This is a genomic window from Acidovorax sp. GW821-FHT10E04 (assembly GCF_059415185.1).
In genome coordinates this window covers 964,476-978,926 of sequence record NZ_JBWKMT010000001.1, presented here as the reverse complement: position 1 = coordinate 978,926, position 14,451 = coordinate 964,476, and the positions used below count along the sequence as shown (strand labels likewise).

11 protein-coding genes are annotated in these 14,451 nt (G+C 69.0%); 7 read left to right on the top strand and 4 right to left on the bottom strand.

Annotated elements, in window-relative coordinates:
• Window positions 1-4 precede the first annotated feature (4 nt).
• The gene (locus AC07OC_RS04445) at window positions 5-1,051 is read right to left on the bottom strand and encodes a substrate-binding domain-containing protein (RefSeq protein ID WP_218295194.1); all 1,047 of its coding nucleotides are present in this window, start codon (window positions 1,049-1,051) and stop codon (window positions 5-7) included.
• A gap of 181 nt (window positions 1,052-1,232) precedes the next feature.
• On the opposite strand from AC07OC_RS04445, the gene AC07OC_RS04440 reads away from it, so the two are divergent.
• Genes AC07OC_RS04440 through AC07OC_RS04430 form a run of 3 tightly spaced genes read left to right on the top strand, consistent with a single transcriptional unit; the run spans window position 1,233 to window position 5,306 of the window.
• Window positions 1,233-2,777: an FGGY family carbohydrate kinase gene (locus AC07OC_RS04440; RefSeq protein WP_492244830.1), complete on the top strand. Its 1,545-nt coding sequence runs from the start codon at window positions 1,233-1,235 to the stop codon at window positions 2,775-2,777.
• On the top strand, window positions 2,774-4,549 hold the full coding sequence (locus AC07OC_RS04435) for a glycerol-3-phosphate dehydrogenase/oxidase (protein ID WP_492244829.1): 1,776 nt from the start codon (window positions 2,774-2,776) through the stop codon (window positions 4,547-4,549). Before AC07OC_RS04440 ends, AC07OC_RS04435 begins: the two co-directional genes overlap by 4 nt.
• Window position 4,550: 1 nt before the next feature.
• Window positions 4,551-5,306 carry a GntR family transcriptional regulator gene (locus tag AC07OC_RS04430; protein ID WP_218295192.1) on the top strand — a complete coding sequence of 252 codons (756 nt, stop codon included), beginning with the start codon at window positions 4,551-4,553 and terminating at the stop codon, window positions 5,304-5,306.
• A gap of 130 nt (window positions 5,307-5,436) precedes the next feature.
• On the opposite strand, the gene AC07OC_RS04425 is transcribed toward AC07OC_RS04430, so the two are convergent.
• Together AC07OC_RS04425 and AC07OC_RS04420 are read right to left on the bottom strand one after the other, a co-directional pair.
• A complete protein-coding gene (locus tag AC07OC_RS04425) occupies window positions 5,437-5,733 on the bottom strand; it encodes a DUF4148 domain-containing protein (RefSeq protein ID WP_494600433.1) in 297 nt (98 codons plus the stop codon).
• A 92-nt stretch (window positions 5,734-5,825) separates the two neighbouring features.
• Window positions 5,826-6,113, bottom strand: a complete 288-nt coding sequence (locus AC07OC_RS04420; RefSeq protein WP_492254866.1) for a DUF4148 domain-containing protein — start codon at window positions 6,111-6,113, stop codon at window positions 5,826-5,828.
• A gap of 473 nt (window positions 6,114-6,586) precedes the next feature.
• On the opposite strand from AC07OC_RS04420, the gene AC07OC_RS04415 reads away from it, so the two are divergent.
• A complete protein-coding gene (locus AC07OC_RS04415) occupies window positions 6,587-7,897 on the top strand; it encodes an HD-GYP domain-containing protein (RefSeq protein ID WP_218295190.1) in 1,311 nt (436 codons plus the stop codon).
• 66 nt (window positions 7,898-7,963) lie between these two features.
• Here AC07OC_RS04415 and AC07OC_RS04410 read toward each other — a convergent pair whose 3' ends face one another.
• On the bottom strand, window positions 7,964-8,584 hold the full coding sequence (locus AC07OC_RS04410) for an IPTL-CTERM sorting domain-containing protein (RefSeq protein ID WP_218295189.1): 621 nt from the start codon (window positions 8,582-8,584) through the stop codon (window positions 7,964-7,966).
• A gap of 167 nt (window positions 8,585-8,751) precedes the next feature.
• Here AC07OC_RS04410 and imuA point away from each other — a divergent pair, with 167 nt between their 5' ends.
• Genes imuA through AC07OC_RS04395 form a run of 3 tightly spaced genes read left to right on the top strand, consistent with a single transcriptional unit; the run spans window position 8,752 to window position 14,436 of the window.
• Window positions 8,752-9,630, top strand: a complete 879-nt coding sequence (gene imuA / locus AC07OC_RS04405) for a translesion DNA synthesis-associated protein ImuA (protein ID WP_218295188.1) — start codon at window positions 8,752-8,754, stop codon at window positions 9,628-9,630.
• A complete protein-coding gene (locus AC07OC_RS04400; protein ID WP_494600432.1) occupies window positions 9,593-11,116 on the top strand; it encodes a DNA polymerase Y subunit UmuC family protein in 1,524 nt (507 codons plus the stop codon). Before imuA ends, AC07OC_RS04400 begins: the two co-directional genes overlap by 38 nt.
• A 20-nt stretch (window positions 11,117-11,136) precedes the next feature.
• Complete coding sequence (locus tag AC07OC_RS04395; RefSeq protein ID WP_494600431.1) at window positions 11,137-14,436, top strand: error-prone DNA polymerase; 3,300 nt, start codon at window positions 11,137-11,139, stop codon at window positions 14,434-14,436.
• The last annotated feature ends 15 nt before the right edge of the window (window positions 14,437-14,451 follow it).

Below are 14,451 nucleotides of genomic sequence, written 5' to 3'. Positions count from 1 at the left end.
GTGCTCACTCGCTGATGCCCTTGGTGCCGCGGCGCGCGAGGTACTTGTCCCAGTAGAAGTCGTCGGCGTTGGCCTTGCTGACCACGGCCAGGCCGTTGTCCAGGAAGGGCACGGCCATGGGGTTGGTGCCGTTGCGCTTGGCGTCATTCATCGGGTCGATGAGGCCGGGGTTCTTGGCCAGGAACAGCATCATCATGCCCATGTAGCCCTGCATGCCCTGGTTGGGGTTGATGGCGCCGAACACGTCGCCGGACTTGATCATGTCCAGGATCTTGGCGTTCACGTCGCAGCACATCACCTTGATGTTCTTCTTGGTCTCCACCTTGGCCTGGGCCGCACCGAGCGCCGAGTTGGCCTCGGGCATGAACAGGGCGCCCAGGTTGGGGTTGGCCTGCGCCAGGCTCTGCACGGCCTGGTAGGCCTTGTTCGGGTCCTGGTTGCTCGCGGCGCGGCCCACCAGCTTCATGCCCGGGTGCTTGGTCTTCATGCGGTTGATGAAGGCGGCGATGCGGCGGTCGTGGTTGTCCTGGCCGGGGTTTTCCAGCACGGCGAACTCGCCCTTGCCGCCCAACGATGCGGCGATCGCGTCGGCGGCCTGCGCGCCTTCGCGGTCATTGTCCGAGGTGATGAACGAGGTGCGCTTGGAGTTGGGCGAGTCGGCCGCGAAGGTGACGACCGGGATGCCCATGGCTGCTGCGCGGTTGATGGGCTCGATGAACGGGTCGGGGTTCATGGGGTGCAGCAGGATGCCGGCGGGCTTGCGTGCCAGCTCCTGCTCGAACGAGGCCAGCTGCTTGTTCACGTCGTACTCGGGGGTGCCGGTGTAGCGGGTGCGGACACCCAGCGTGCGGCCCAACTGCTTCATCATCTCGTAGACCGGAAACCAGTACTCCACGCCCGAGACCATCACGTTCATCACGTAGACGTCGCTGGGGTTGCCGCGCAGGCCACCCGCGGCGGCGGGGGTTGCTGCAGGTTGCTGCGCGAACGCGCTGGTGCCGGCCAGGCCGATACCGGCGGCGGCTGCGGACTTCAGGAAATTACGCCTCATTGATGTCTCCTCTTGTTGAACGGAGCAGCGTGTGATTGCTGCTTTCTCCAGGGCTGTGATGGGGTGCTTGGTGTCACGACAGTTGTTATGACAGGCAGAATGTAATCTTGGATCGAAGCGCCAGATAGTTAGGGGAAACACTACTGGATATGCCGGCTGGTTCGGTGGAAGCTGTTATGACATGAAGACCCAACTACTGATTGGCATCGACCTCGGGTCGAGCAGCCTCAAAGCCCTGGCCCTGGAGGCCGCGAGCGGCCGCACCGTCGCCCTGTCCCGCATGCCCCTGCAGCACGACCGCCTGCCCGGTGGTGGCTGCGAAGTGGGGGCATCCATGATCCGCTCGGCCCTGTCCACCGTGCTGCGCGATGTGGCGCACCAGCTCGGCGACCGCGTGGCCGATGTCCGTGCCATCGGCTGCACGGGGCATGGAGCGGGCCTGTATGCGCTGGATGCCCGCAATGAACTGGCCGGCGGCCGCGCCGTGGCCTCGACCGACCAGCGCGCCGGCGCGCGGGCCGAGTCCCTGGCAAGCAGCCATGGCCTGCAACTGCGCGCCGAGGTCGGCTGCCAGCCCTGGCCGGGCCAGCCCACCGTGATCGCGGCCGAGTTGCTGGGCAGCGACGCTGTGCGCAGCGGTGCCTTGCAACGCCTCATGTTCGCCAAGGACTACGTGGGCTTTCTGCTCACGGGCGAGATCGCCACCGACGCCAGCGACGCCAGCACGGCGGGCCTGCTCTCGGTGGCCACCGGCACATGGTCGCCGCTGGCCTTTGCGGCCTCGGGCGTCGCCGATCTTTCACCGAAGGCCTTCGGGCCGCTGGTGGACAGCGGCGAGGTGATCGGCACGCTGCACACTTCGGCGGCCGAGGCGCACGGCCTGCCAGCGGGCATCCCGGTGGCCATGGGCGCCATCGACCTGCTGGCGTCGATGACCGCCATCCGTGCCGAGGAGCGCGGCCGCGCCGTCTCGGTGTTGGGCACCTGGTGCGTCAATGCCGTCATCGGCCCGGTGGTGGAACCCCGGCCCGACGTGGTGGCCGTCGTGAATTTCGGGCCGAGCGACCGGCGCCTGTACATGGAGAACAGCCCCTCGTCGATGGCTAATATCGGCTGGCTGGCCGGGGTGCTCGGCCTGCCCGATGCGCGGGCCGTGGTCGACCTGGCGATGTCGGTGCCGTTCGGGGCCGGAGGACTGCGCTTTCTGCCTTTCGTGAACGGCGGTGCGGGCGTCTCGGCCGGCTTTGTCGGCCTTCAGAGCCACCACACACGCGGCGACATGGCGCGTGCCGTGGTCGATGCGGTCGCGGCGCTGCATGCACGCCATACGGCGCGCCTGGCGGCCGGCGGGCTGCCGGTGTCGGCCTCCACCGTGCTCGGTGGCGGCGCCAGCGACACGCGCCTGGTGCGCCTGCTCGCGGGCCTGCTCGGGCACCCGGTGGAGCGCTGCGCCGACGACGAGACCGGCGCGCGCGGCGCGGCGATCTACGCGGCGATGTCGCAAGGCATCGACACCCACCCCTTGCGCGCGCCCTGCGACACGGTCGAACCCGATGCCAGCCAGGCGCGGGCCCATGCGGACTTCAATGCCAACTTCAACGAACTGATAGCCACCATGTCCCCTGTATTCGGCCATCTGGCGGGCACATCGCCGGGCATTGCTGCGCCGCTGCCAGCGCTTGCGCCCACCCCCACACCCGCGCAGCGCGTGGAGGCCTTGCCATGAGCACGCCTGCACCATTGCCTTTCGTGCGTCCGGCCGCCGTGTCGGGGCACCATTTTTCGACCGTGATCGTGGGCGCCGGCATCAACGGCGTGGGCGTGTTCCGCGACCTCTCGCTGCAGGGCGTGGACTGCCTCATCGTGGACAAGGGCGACTTCAGTGCGGGTGCCAGCAGCGCGCCCTCGCGCATGATCCACGGCGGCCTGCGCTACCTGGAAAGCGGCAGCTTCTCGCTGGTGGCCGAGGCCACGCGCGAGCGCAACCTGCTGCTGCGCAACGCGCCGCACCTGGTGCAGCCGCTCAAGACCGTGGTGCCGCTGTCGAGCTTCTTCGGCGGGCTGATGAGCAGCGCGCTCAAGTTCCTGGGCCGCACGCCGCCCCAGCGCACGCGCGGCCTGCTGGCCGTGGCCACCGGGCTGCGCCTGTACGACCTGCTGGGCCGGCGCCAGCGCGTGATGCCCAACCACCGCATCAGCCGCGTGCAGCCGGCCGACCGCCTGCTGTTCCGGGCGGCCGTGCGCTGGACGGCGACCTTCTTCGACGCCTGGATCAGCCACCCCGAATGGCTGGTGCTGGAGCTGGTGCGCGACGCCTGCCGCGACCAGCCCCGCTCGGCGGCCGTCAACCACTGCCGCGTGACGGGCTGCGCGGGCAAGACCCTCACGCTGCGCGACGAAGTCACGGGCGAGGTGGTGCAGGTGACGGCCGACACGGTGGTCAATGCCAGCGGCGCCTGGCTGGACCGCAGTACCGAACTGCTGGGCGGCCCCGGCCCGCGCGTGATGGGCACCAAGGGCTCGCACCTGGTGCTCGACCACCCCCTGCTGCGCGACGCGCTGGGCGGGCGCATGGCCTATTTCGAGGCGCTGGACGGGCGCGTGTGCATCGTCTACCCCTTCCTGGACCGGGTGCTGGTGGGCTCCACCGACATTCCGGTGGACGACCCCGACCAGATCGCCACCGAACCTGCCGAGGTGGACTACCTGCTGGAGGTGCTGGGCGAGGTGTTTCCCAACCTCTCCTTCGGCCGCGGTAACGTGGTCTACACCTATGTGGGCGTGCGGCCGCTGGCGCGCTCGGACGCCGACAAGCCGGGGCAGATCTCGCGCGACCATTCGGTGGTGATCGATGCACCGTCCCCATCGCGCGATATCCCGGTCGTGGGCCTGGTGGGGGGCAAGTGGACCACCTTTCGCGCGCTGGCCGAGGAGGCCACCGACGAGGTGCTGCGCCTGTTGGGGCGCGGGCGCACGGCCTCGACCCGGCAACTGCCCATTGGCGGCGGCACTGACATGCCGCAGGGCGGGCCGGCGACCGAGCGCTTCATCGACCGCATCGCCCAGGATTCCAGCCTGGGCCGTGTCCGCGCCCAGGCACTGCTGCGCCGCTACGGCACCCAGGCCCTGGGCATGGCCCCGCATTTCAAGGTGGCGGGGGACCTGCCGCTGCAGCATGCACCCGATTACTCGGCGGCGGAGGTGGCCTGGCTGTGCACCGACACCGGCGTGATCCACCTCGACGACCTGGTGATCCGGCGCACGCTGCTGGCCATCCGCGGCCTCGTCACGGACGCGGCGCTGGCCGAAATGGCGGGCATCGCCGCACGGGCGCTGGGCTGGGATGCGGGGCGCGAACGGCAGGAACTGCACAATTGCACCACCGCACTGCGCGAACGCCATGGCGTGCGCCTGGCTCCCGCAGTCCCTGATCACACCGATGCAGCGCCGGCTTTCCATGCATCATTGACCATCCACCCGGCCCTGAGCCCGTCCTGACGTGAATTCACCGACCGAACTCCAGCCCCTGCTCGACCGCAACTCCGAATCGCCCCTGTGGGCGCAGTTCCGCGATGCCCTGCGCCTGCAGATACTGCAGGGCGAACTGGCCATCGGCGCCAAGCTGCCGTCCGAGGCCGAACTGGGCGAGCAGTTCGGCATCTCGCGCATCGTGGTGCGCGAGGCGCTGGCCGACCTGGTGCGCAACAACCTGATCTACAAGATCAAGGGCCGTGGTGCGTTTGTCGCGGCGCGCGAGCGCGACGAGGATTTCGTTTCCACCGTGCTCGGCTTCTCCGACGAGATGGAGCGCAAGGGCCGTTCGGTGCGCACCCAGGTCCTTGGTCAGCAGTTGCGCGCACCCACGCCGCAGGAGATCAGCGCGCTGGGCCTCACGGACGACACCCAGGTGGTGGCCTTGAAGCGGCTGCGCAGCGTGGACGGCGAGCTGCGCCTGCTGGTGGAAACCGTGGTGCCCGCCGACCTGGCGCCCGGCCTGCACCGCATGCGCCTGGACGACCGCTCGCTCTACGACGTGTTGCGCCGCCAGTACGGGGTGCGGCTGGTGCGCGCCGAGCGCTGGATCGACGCCGTGCTGCCCGACGCCGAGACCTGCGAACTGCTGCAGCTGGCAAGCCCCGAGCCGCTGCTGCGCATCGAGTCCATCGCCTATGGCGCCAACGGCCGCCGCCTGGAGTACTACAACGCCTTGCACCGCTGCAAGTCGAGCCGCCTGCACGTGCAGACAACGACATGATGACCCCCTGAGGCGCGGGCAGTCTCTCCAGGCAAAACGGGCTCCCGCAGGAGCCCGTTTGTCATTCATGCCTTCATGGCAACCACCGCGCGGAAGGAACGGGGGGCATGGCCGCCCCGCCGCACAGCAATTACATGGCGTTGCCGATTTCGCCCGCCGAGATCTGGCCGGTGCGCACGGCATCGGCGGCCTGGGCACGCACGGCGGCGCGGTCGGCGGTGGACTTGTAGGTCACCACGCGCGAACCTGCGGGCTCGATGGAGCGGGTCTGTGCCACGGTGGCGGCTTCGGCGGCCACTTCGGCGCGGGTGCGGTTCGTCTCGAACTTCGTGGCGAACTGCGATGCATCGGCCTCGTCGGCCTGGGCACCGAAAGAAGCGAAAGCGGCCACGGCGGCGATGGAGAGGAAGCGTGCGGTCTTGTTCATGGTGAAACTCCGGTGAAATTCAAAAAAATGAGGGCGATGTACTTGGAAATACGCAGCAGGAGAGGGCCTGGATTCAGCGAATCAAACGCTGATCAACCACGCTCACCCGAAGGGATCTGGCCGGTGCGCACGGCATCGGCGGCCTGGGCACGCACGGCGGCGCGGTCGGCCGTGGACTTGTAGGTCACCACACGCGAACCTGCGGGCTCGATGGAGCGGGTCTGGGCCACGGTGGCGGCTTCGGCGGCCACTTCGGCGCGGGTGCGGTTCGTCTCGAACTTCGTGGCGAACTGCGAGGCATCGGCTTCATCAGCCTGGGCACCGAAAGAAGCGAAAGCGGCCACGGCGGCGATGGAGAGGAAGCGGGCGGTCTTGTTCATGATGAAATCCTTCAGGAAGAAAAAAGCGTCTCAGAAAAACCGGGACAAAAACCATTTCTGAACCGGGTTCGGTGAGTCGCCTTGCGGGTTCGGCTCATCGATGGGATGAACTGTACGTGGATGGGGCGCGAAGAAAAACCACCGGGTCGCAAACTAACTGTTCCGGTATTGGAAACAATGAGGGTGTGAAAAGGCAGGGTTTACCCACATTTTTGTGGCAGCAATGGGGTTTTGGCGCCTCGAATCCTGGCGAGTAGGGCGTTTTTCAGGAACGATGGGAAACCGGGGCAATGCCCATGCGAAGGACGGCTGGCGCGAGTTCCGCCTACGTGGCGCCCCCAGGATTGCGCCCGGCATCCGCGTACTGCCGCCAGGCGCTTGATCTGCATCAAGGTACCGCATGCCCAAGGCGGCCGGGGCGATACACAGGGAGGGAACGTCATATAGTCCAAGGTAACCCTTTGTGTTCTTGCATGACAGACTCTCTTGTACCTGCGGGCATCGACACCGCGGACAGCCCCCACTACCTGCGCGCGTTGACCGACATGGCCGATCGGCGCATGGTGGTCGCTGACGCCGCCATCTACACCGACAACGGCATCAAGCTGGTCGAGAAGGGGGCCCGCATCGATGGCCGCCTGTACGACCGCCTGGTGCAGCACAAGCTGCGCGAGCCGATTGACCGGCACCTGTCCATCGACAATCCCGTGGATGTGCCTGCCTTGCTGGCTGCGGGGCAGGCCTTGGTGGAGCGGGAGGTGCTGCCCCGGCTGCTGGCCGAAACGCTGGGTTCGGCTGCCCGGCTGCTGGCGCCGCTGCGCTCGCTGCCCTTGCCTCCCTCCATGGCCTGCAAACTCACCGTGATGCGCGAGCAGCGGCCTGAACTTTTCCAGCACAGCCTGCAGATGATGACCGTGGCCGTGTTTCTGGCCATCAAGAGCGAGCTGGGCGAGCGCGACTGCGCCAACCTCGCCGCCGCAGCCTTGCTGCACGACCTGGGCGTGCTGCACATGGACCCGGCCTGGAGCGATCCCGACCACAAGGTCGTTGGCGTGCAGCGCAAGCACCTGGTGGCGCACCCCATCACCGCCATGCTCATGATCCGCGACACCCAGGCCTACCCCCGGCCGGTGGAGGTGGCGGTGCTGGAACACCACGAGCGCATGGACGGCAGCGGCTATCCGCGAGGGCTGGCGGGTGCGGATATCTCGGTGCTGGGCCGCATCCTGCTGCTGGCCGAAGTGGTGGCTGCGTTCTACGAGAAATACGACGACATGCCCGCGCAGCGCCTGTCACTGGTGCTGCGGCTGAACCATCGCAAGTTCCCATCGGCGTTGGTGGCGCATCTCCTGCCCCTGCTGCAGGAGGAGGTCGCCCGCGACTCCGCGCTCATGCCCCTGGGCAACGATGCCCCACGCCAGATGGACCTTCTCGCCGAAGCCTTTGCCTGCTGGGACCAGCTCAAGGCCGCATTGCCCCCCGGAACCAGCGCGAAGACGCTGCCGGGGAGCGCCCTCGCATTTGTCGATGCCCGCCTGCTGGCCCTTCAGAAAGCCCTGACGGAAGCTGGTTCGCACCCCCAGCAGCAGGGCGAGTTCATGGCGCAGCTGCGGGGCGACACCATGGGCATGGCCGAAGTGGCCCTGGTGGGGCGCGAGGCGCTGTGGCAGCTCCAGAGCATCCTGAATGCCAGCCACCGCCGTTGGCCGCAACTGGCGCAGCGCGCCACGCCCGCGGATGGGGCGGTGGCGGATTGGTGTGATTGGGCCCTCCGAAAGCTCTGAGAACCTGTTCAGGATCTTTTCGGGGGCGCGCAAGCGTCTTGCCGGGGCCCGTGAGTCAACGTGTTTTCAGGCCGCCTTGTTGCGGCGCCGCGGGAGGCGATGGCGCATCGCCCATCCCGCCATGAGGGCCGAGAGGATCGCCAGGCCCCATTCGGACAGCGTTGGAATGGAAGCCGGGGCGGCGGGTGGCGCGATGCCCACGTGGACCGTGAACGAATCGGCGGTGGGGCCCGCGCCCCAGGTCCAGGTGTAGGAGCCTGGCGTGAGCCCCAGGCTGGCCAGCGAGGTCCCCGTCCACGTGGCCGAGGAAGCGAGCGCCGATCCGGAGACGTAGCCCAGGGGGGCGAAGACAAACCCCGGTGCCATCATGCCGTCCAGTCCCACCATGTCGCCCGACGATGTATCGGCGAGGACAGGGCCTCCCGCCCCCAGCATGGGAGGCCCGGAGACGCCCATGTAGGCCTCCACCGTCCCGGCCGTGCCGGTGAAAATCAGCGCAGCCGAGGGGATGACCACGGAGAAAAGAGGCCCGTTGCCGGCCGGGGTGAGGGCTGCCATGTTCATGCGGCCGCTGCCGCTGGCGACCACATTGCCGCCACTTTCGAAAACGTAGACCGCATAGGCGGCGAACGTGTTGCCCGACAGGAGAAGCAGCAGGGCGACTGCTGCCGACTGGATTGCCTTCATTGAACGACTCCCTCTGTTTCCTTTTGCGACCCATTGTAGGGAGCGCGGCGTGTGCCGCCCAGCTCTGAATGGCAGGGCCTTCCCGGGCCTTTCCGAGGTTTTCATGCTGCTGGCAAAATACTGGTTATATTTACAGTATTCGTGTTTTCGGACCCTCTCTTCCCACCATGCCTGCGCAACGTCACTCCCCGCGGGTTGTCGCCTCCGATCTGCCATTTGCCGTGCCTGGCGTCTGGCACGCGGACGGGCTGGTGGGCACGGGACAGCACCAGGCGCAATCCACGGGGTATGCGCTGCTGGATGCGCAGCTACCGGGTGGAGGGTGGCCTGTCGGGGCGCTGAGCGAGGTGTTGCAGCCCTTGGCGGGCCTGCATGAATGGCAGCTGGTGCTGCCCGCCCTGGCCCAGGCCACGGCCGCGCGGCATGGGGCCGTGGTCGTGGTGGCGCCCCCGTGCGAGCCTTTTGGCCCGGCGCTCCAGGCCCAGGGGCTGCCCCCCGGGCGGCTGGGCCTGGTGCGGGCGGATACGGCCATGTCGGCGCTGTGGGCCGCCGAGCAGGCGCTGCGGTGCCGGGATGTGCTGGCCGTCATGGCCTGGCTGCCGCAGGCACAGCCGGCGGCCTTGCGCCGGCTGCAGCTGGCCGCGGCCCAGCAACAGCAGCTGCTGTGGGTGTTTCGGCCCGTCAGCGCGGCCCCCCAGGCGTCGCCAGCCTTGCTGCGGCTGCAAGTCCAGGGCATGCCCATGCCCGCGGGCACGCCCGTGTTCCCCGGGATGCAGGTGCACATTCTCAAGCGCCGGGGGCCGCCCCTGGCGCAGGGGCTGCCATTGCCCGGATGCCACCTTCTGCTGGCGCAGGTGCTGGCGGCGCAGGCCGAACGGCGGCGTGCTGCCCAGGCCGCGGCGGTGGGCATGATGGAGGAAGGCCGGGGCGCATTGGCCGTTGCACTCCCCGCCGGGGGCGCCGTGCCGCGTCGGGCGCCCGCGCCCGCATCGCCAGGGGGGAGGGGGCATGCACTGGATCGCGCTGCCATGGCCACGGCCGGATGAGAGGGAGGGCGGTTCCACGGCGCTGGCAGGAGCCGCCGTGGCGATGGAGCCGTCGGCGGGCTGGTGGGCGCTGCGTTTTACACCGCGCGTGGCGCTGGTGGACGATGAGGCCGTGCTGCTGGAAGTGTCCTCCACCGAACGGCTTTGGGGCGGGCGCGATGTCTTGCTGGCGCAGGTGCTGCAGGCCTGGGCCGTGGCGGCTTCCACCTCGGGCGGGCAGGGAGAGCCTGTTTTTTCTGAAGGAAGCAGGCCCTGTGCGCAGCCGCCGTGGGGCTGCGGCCCCACGGCGCTGGTGGCGCACGGCTTTCTGAGGCTGGCCCTGGCGGGCCGGGCGCCGCCTGCGCAGGGGCCGCCAGGGCTGCCCTTGCATGCGCTGACCGCCTTGCGCCCGCATGTGGCCAGCCTGGAGCGCATGGGCTGCCGCACCTGGGGGGCGCTGCGTGCGCTGCCGCGTCCGGGGGTCTCGCGGCGCTTTGGCGCGGGGGTGCTGCGGGCCCTGGACCAGGCCTTTGGCGATGCCCCCGAAGCGCATGCGTGGCTGGAACTGCCCGAACAGTTCGCGCTGACCCTGGAGCTGCCCGCGCTGGCGGCGTCGGCCGATGCGCTGCTCTGGAGTGCCCACCGTGGCATCGCGGCCCTGCATGGCTGGCTGCAGGCACGCCAGCAAGGTGTGCTGGGGCTGGAGCTGGCGTGGCGCCACGACCTGCGGCGCATCGACGGCGTGATGATCGCGCCCGTGCAGGCGCTGCAGGTGCGCACGGCGCAGGCCACGCAGGACATGGCGCATCTGCGGCGGCTCCTGGCGGAAAACCTGGCGCGGACCACGCTGGCCGCGCCAGCGAACCAGATCAGGCTGCGCCTGCTGGATGCGGCCCCGCTGGCGCACCGCAGCGCCAGCCTCCTGCCGCCGGATGGCCGTGGGGGCAGCGACCCGGGCCTGCCGGGTGGCGTGCAAGGCGAGGCCTTGCACCAGCTGCTCGAGCGCCTGTCCGCCCGGCTGGGGGCCGAGCATGTGCAGGCGCCGGTGCTGCAGGCCGACCACCGCCCCGAGCGCATGCAGCAGTGGCGCCCGGCGGCCGAGGTGCTGCGCGTGGCGGTGCCCCCCCGCCCCGCGGCCCGGGGTGCATCCGCCAGCGCTTCCGACGCGGCCCTGGACGCCACGCCCGGCGGGCTGCTGCAGCCCACCTGGCTGCTGAACCCGCCACGGCGCCTGGCCGTGCAGGGCAACCGCCCGTGCCACCACGGCCTGCTGCGCCTGCTGGCCGGTCCCCACCGCTTCGAGGCGGGCTGGTGGTCTGGGGCCGGCAGCGACGATGCAGACCCGGCCCATCCCTGCGCCGGCCTGGCCTTGCGCGACTACTTCGTCGCGCACAACGATGTGGCGGGGCTGGTGTGGGTGTTTCGCGAGCGCCTGGCATCCGTGCCGGAGGGCGCGCGGGCCGCGGCGCGCCCCCACCGCTGGTTCCTGCATGGAATCTTCGGATGATGGCGCCAGGGAGTTTCACCATGTCTTCGCCCATGCCAGGGAATGCCGCTGTGGCCGGGTTGCCGGACTACGCCGAGCTGCATTGCCTGTCCAACTTCAGCTTTCAGCGCGGGGCATCGCACCCGCAGGAACTCGTGGCGCGTGCGCTGGAGCTGGGCTACCGGGCGCTGGCACTGACCGACGAATGCTCCGTCGCGGGCGTGGTGCGGGCCTGGGAGGCGGCCCTGGAATGCGGCTTGCACCTCATCGTGGGCAGCGAGTTTGTGTGGGGCGATCTGCGGGTGGTGGTGCTGGCGCGGGATGCCGAGGGCTGGGGCAACCTGTGCGAGTTCATCACCGCCGCCCGCGCGGCCGCGCCCAAGGGGCAGTACCACGTGGGCGCGGCCAGCCCATGGGCGGCTTTGAAGGGGTGCGAATTGTTGCTGTTCCCCTGCCGGCATGGCTTTGATGCTTCTGATTTGATAGCTGTCAGCGCTTGCCTATCCAGCGCCAAAGGCCAATTTGGCTCATATTTTGACGGCCACCTCTGGCTGGCGGTCGAGCTGCACCTGGCCCCGGACGACAGCCTGTGGCTGGCCACGCTGCAGCGTGCGGGCGCGGCGCTGGGCTTGCCACTGGTGGCAGCGGGCGATGTGCACATGCACGCCCGTTCGCGCAAGCCGCTGCAGGACGTGATCACCGCCGTGCGCCTGGGCTGCAGCGTGGGCGAATGTGGTTTTGCGCTGCAGCCCAATGCCGAGCGCCACCTGCGCCGGCGCGTGCGGCTGGCGGGCATCTACCCGCCCGAGTTGCTGGACGCCACGCTCACGGTGGCGGGGCGCTGCACTTTCCGCCTGGATGAAATCAAGTACCAGTACCCGCTGGAGACCGTGCCTGCCGGCATGACGCCCGCGCAGGCCCTGGCCTGGCTGGTGGATGTGGGCGTGCGAGGCGAATACCCGCAAGGCGCGCCAGAGAAGGTGCGGGTGCAGATCCGCAAGGAGCTGAATCTGATCGCGCACTGCCAGTACGAGATGTACTTCCTCACGGTGCATGACATCGTGCGCTACGCGCGCAGCCAGGGGATCCTGTGCCAGGGGCGCGGTTCGGCGGCGAACTCGGTGGTCTGCTACATGCTGGGCATCACGGCCGTCCCGCCCGAGAACACCAACCTGCTGTTCGAGCGCTTCATCAGCAAGGAGCGCAAGGAGCCGCCCGACATCGACGTGGACTTCGAGCACGACCGGCGCGAGGAGGTCATCCAGTACATCTACGAAAAATACGGCCGCGAGCGCGCCGCCATCGCTGCGGTGGTCACCACCTACCGCACGCGCAGTGCCCTGCGCGATGTGGGCAAGGCCCTGGGTGTGGCGCCGGCCTTGGTCGATGCCTTTGCCAAGGACCACCACTGGTTTGACGAACAGTTCGCCACCGACCGGCTGCAGGAACTGGCGGAAAGCCTGGGCGCACCGCTGCACCGGCACACGGCCCAGCTGTGGCTGGAACTGGCGGCGGACCTGAAAGGCTTTCCGCGCCACCTGAGCCAGCATGTGGGCGGTTTCGTGCTCACGCAGGGCAAGCTCACGCGCCTGGTGCCGGTGGAGCCGGCGAGCATGGAGGATCGTTCCGTCATCCAGTGGGACAAGGACGACCTGGACACCATGGGCTTGCTCAAGGTCGATGTGCTGGCCCTGGGCATGCTCAGTGCCTTGCGCCGCTGCCTGGATTTGCGCGATGCCTTGCGCGGTGAGCGCTGGGATCTCAAGGGCATCCCCCGCGAAGACCCTGCCACCTACGACATGATCTGCGCCGCCGACACCGTGGGCGTGTTCCAGATCGAGAGCCGCGCGCAGATGAGCATGCTGCCGCGCCTGCGGCCGCGCAAGTTCTACGACCTGGTGGTGGAGGTGGCCATCGTGCGGCCCGGGCCCATCCAGGGTGGCATGGTGCATCCGTACCTGAAGGCGCGAGAGGTCGAGCGGCAGATGCGCAGTGCGGGCAGCACGGAGCCTTTTCCGTTGGAGTACCCGGAGCTGCGCAACGCGCTCGAACGCACGCTGGGTGTGCCCATCTTCCAGGAACAGGTGATGCAGATCTCCATCGATGCCGCCGGTTTCACGCCGGGCCAAGCCGATGACCTGCGCCGCTCAATGGCGGCCTGGAAGCGCAAGGGGGGCGTGCACCGGTTTGAAAAGCCGTTGAAAGACGGCATGGTCGCCCGTGGTTATGCCGCCGAATTCGCCGACCGCATCTTCCAGCAGATGCTGGGCTTCGGCGAATACGGCTTTCCCGAAAGCCACGCCCACAGCTTTGCCTTGCTGGCCTATGCCAGCAGCTGGCTCAAATGCCACGAGCCCGCGTGTTTTCTGGCCGCGCTGCTCAACTCGCTGCCCATGGGTTTCTACACCGCCTCACAACTGGTGCAGGACGCGCGCCGCCACGGCGTGCGCGTGCTGCCCGTCGACGTGACCCTCAGCCACCACGATTGCACGCTGGAAGGTCCGGCCGAATACTTGCGGCCTGCCAAGGGGCTGCCCGCGCCACTGCTACCGCAGCCTGCTGTGCGCCTCGGCCTGCGGCTGGTGGGCAGCCTGCAGGAAGAGGCTGCCAAACGCCTGGTGCAAGTCCGCGTCACGGGCCCTGCCTTTGCCAATACCGAAGACCTGGCCCTGCGGGCCCGCCTGAGCCCGCAGGACCTGCAGGCTCTGGCCGCTGCCGATGCCCTGGCCAGCCTTTCGGGCCACCGGCGCCAGCAGATGTGGGACGCTGCCGCGCAGCACCCCGCCCCCGCGTTGCTGCGCGATGTGCCCGTGCACGAAGCGCCGCTTGCCTTGCCAGCCGCGCCCGAAGGGGAGGAAATCCTGTTCGACTACGCCGCCACCGGCCTCACGCTGCGCCGCCACCCGCTGGCCCTGCTGCGCCCGCGCCTGGACCGCTGGCGCCTGCTGAGCGCGCTGCAATTGAATGCCGTACCCCATGGCCGCAAGGTGCGCGCCTGCGGCATCGTCACCGTGCGCCAGCGCCCCGGCACGGCCAAGGGCACGATGTTCGTCACGCTCGAAGACGAGACCGGCCCCGTGAATGTGATCGTGTGGCCCGCGCTGGTGGACACCTGGCGCAACGCGCTGCTGCGCTCGCAGTTGCTGGCGGTGGAAGGCATGTGGCAGTGCAGCGTGCCGGAAGGCGACGGCGCGCCCGCCCCGGGTTCCATTCCGCCATCGTCCCCGCAGGCGCCGGCACCCACGGTGGTGCGCCACCTGGTGGCCCAGCGTTTCAAGGACCTGACCCCGCTGCTCGGCCGCATGGCCCATGCGCTGCAGGGGAGCCGCGATTTCCATTGATGAAGGAGGGTGGCC

What these genes read in the sequence shown, in the direction of transcription:
- AC07OC_RS04445 (WP_218295194.1), bottom strand. Translation starts at nt 1,051, where the DNA reads ATGAGGCGTAATTTCCTGAAGTCCGCAGCCGCCGCCGGTATCGGCCTG.
- AC07OC_RS04440 (WP_492244830.1), top strand. Translation starts at nt 1,233, where the DNA reads ATGAAGACCCAACTACTGATTGGCATCGACCTCGGGTCGAGCAGCCTC.
- AC07OC_RS04435 (WP_492244829.1), top strand. Translation starts at nt 2,774, where the DNA reads ATGAGCACGCCTGCACCATTGCCTTTCGTGCGTCCGGCCGCCGTGTCG.
- AC07OC_RS04425 (WP_494600433.1), bottom strand. Translation starts at nt 5,733, where the DNA reads ATGAACAAGACCGCACGCTTCCTCTCCATCGCCGCCGTGGCCGCTTTC.
- AC07OC_RS04420 (WP_492254866.1), bottom strand. Translation starts at nt 6,113, where the DNA reads ATGAACAAGACCGCCCGCTTCCTCTCCATCGCCGCCGTGGCCGCTTTC.
- AC07OC_RS04415 (WP_218295190.1), top strand. Translation starts at nt 6,587, where the DNA reads ATGACAGACTCTCTTGTACCTGCGGGCATCGACACCGCGGACAGCCCC.
- AC07OC_RS04410 (WP_218295189.1), bottom strand. Translation starts at nt 8,584, where the DNA reads ATGAAGGCAATCCAGTCGGCAGCAGTCGCCCTGCTGCTTCTCCTGTCG.
- imuA (WP_218295188.1), top strand. Translation starts at nt 8,752, where the DNA reads ATGCCTGCGCAACGTCACTCCCCGCGGGTTGTCGCCTCCGATCTGCCA.
- AC07OC_RS04400 (WP_494600432.1), top strand. Translation starts at nt 9,593, where the DNA reads ATGCACTGGATCGCGCTGCCATGGCCACGGCCGGATGAGAGGGAGGGC.
- AC07OC_RS04395 (WP_494600431.1), top strand. Translation starts at nt 11,137, where the DNA reads ATGTCTTCGCCCATGCCAGGGAATGCCGCTGTGGCCGGGTTGCCGGAC.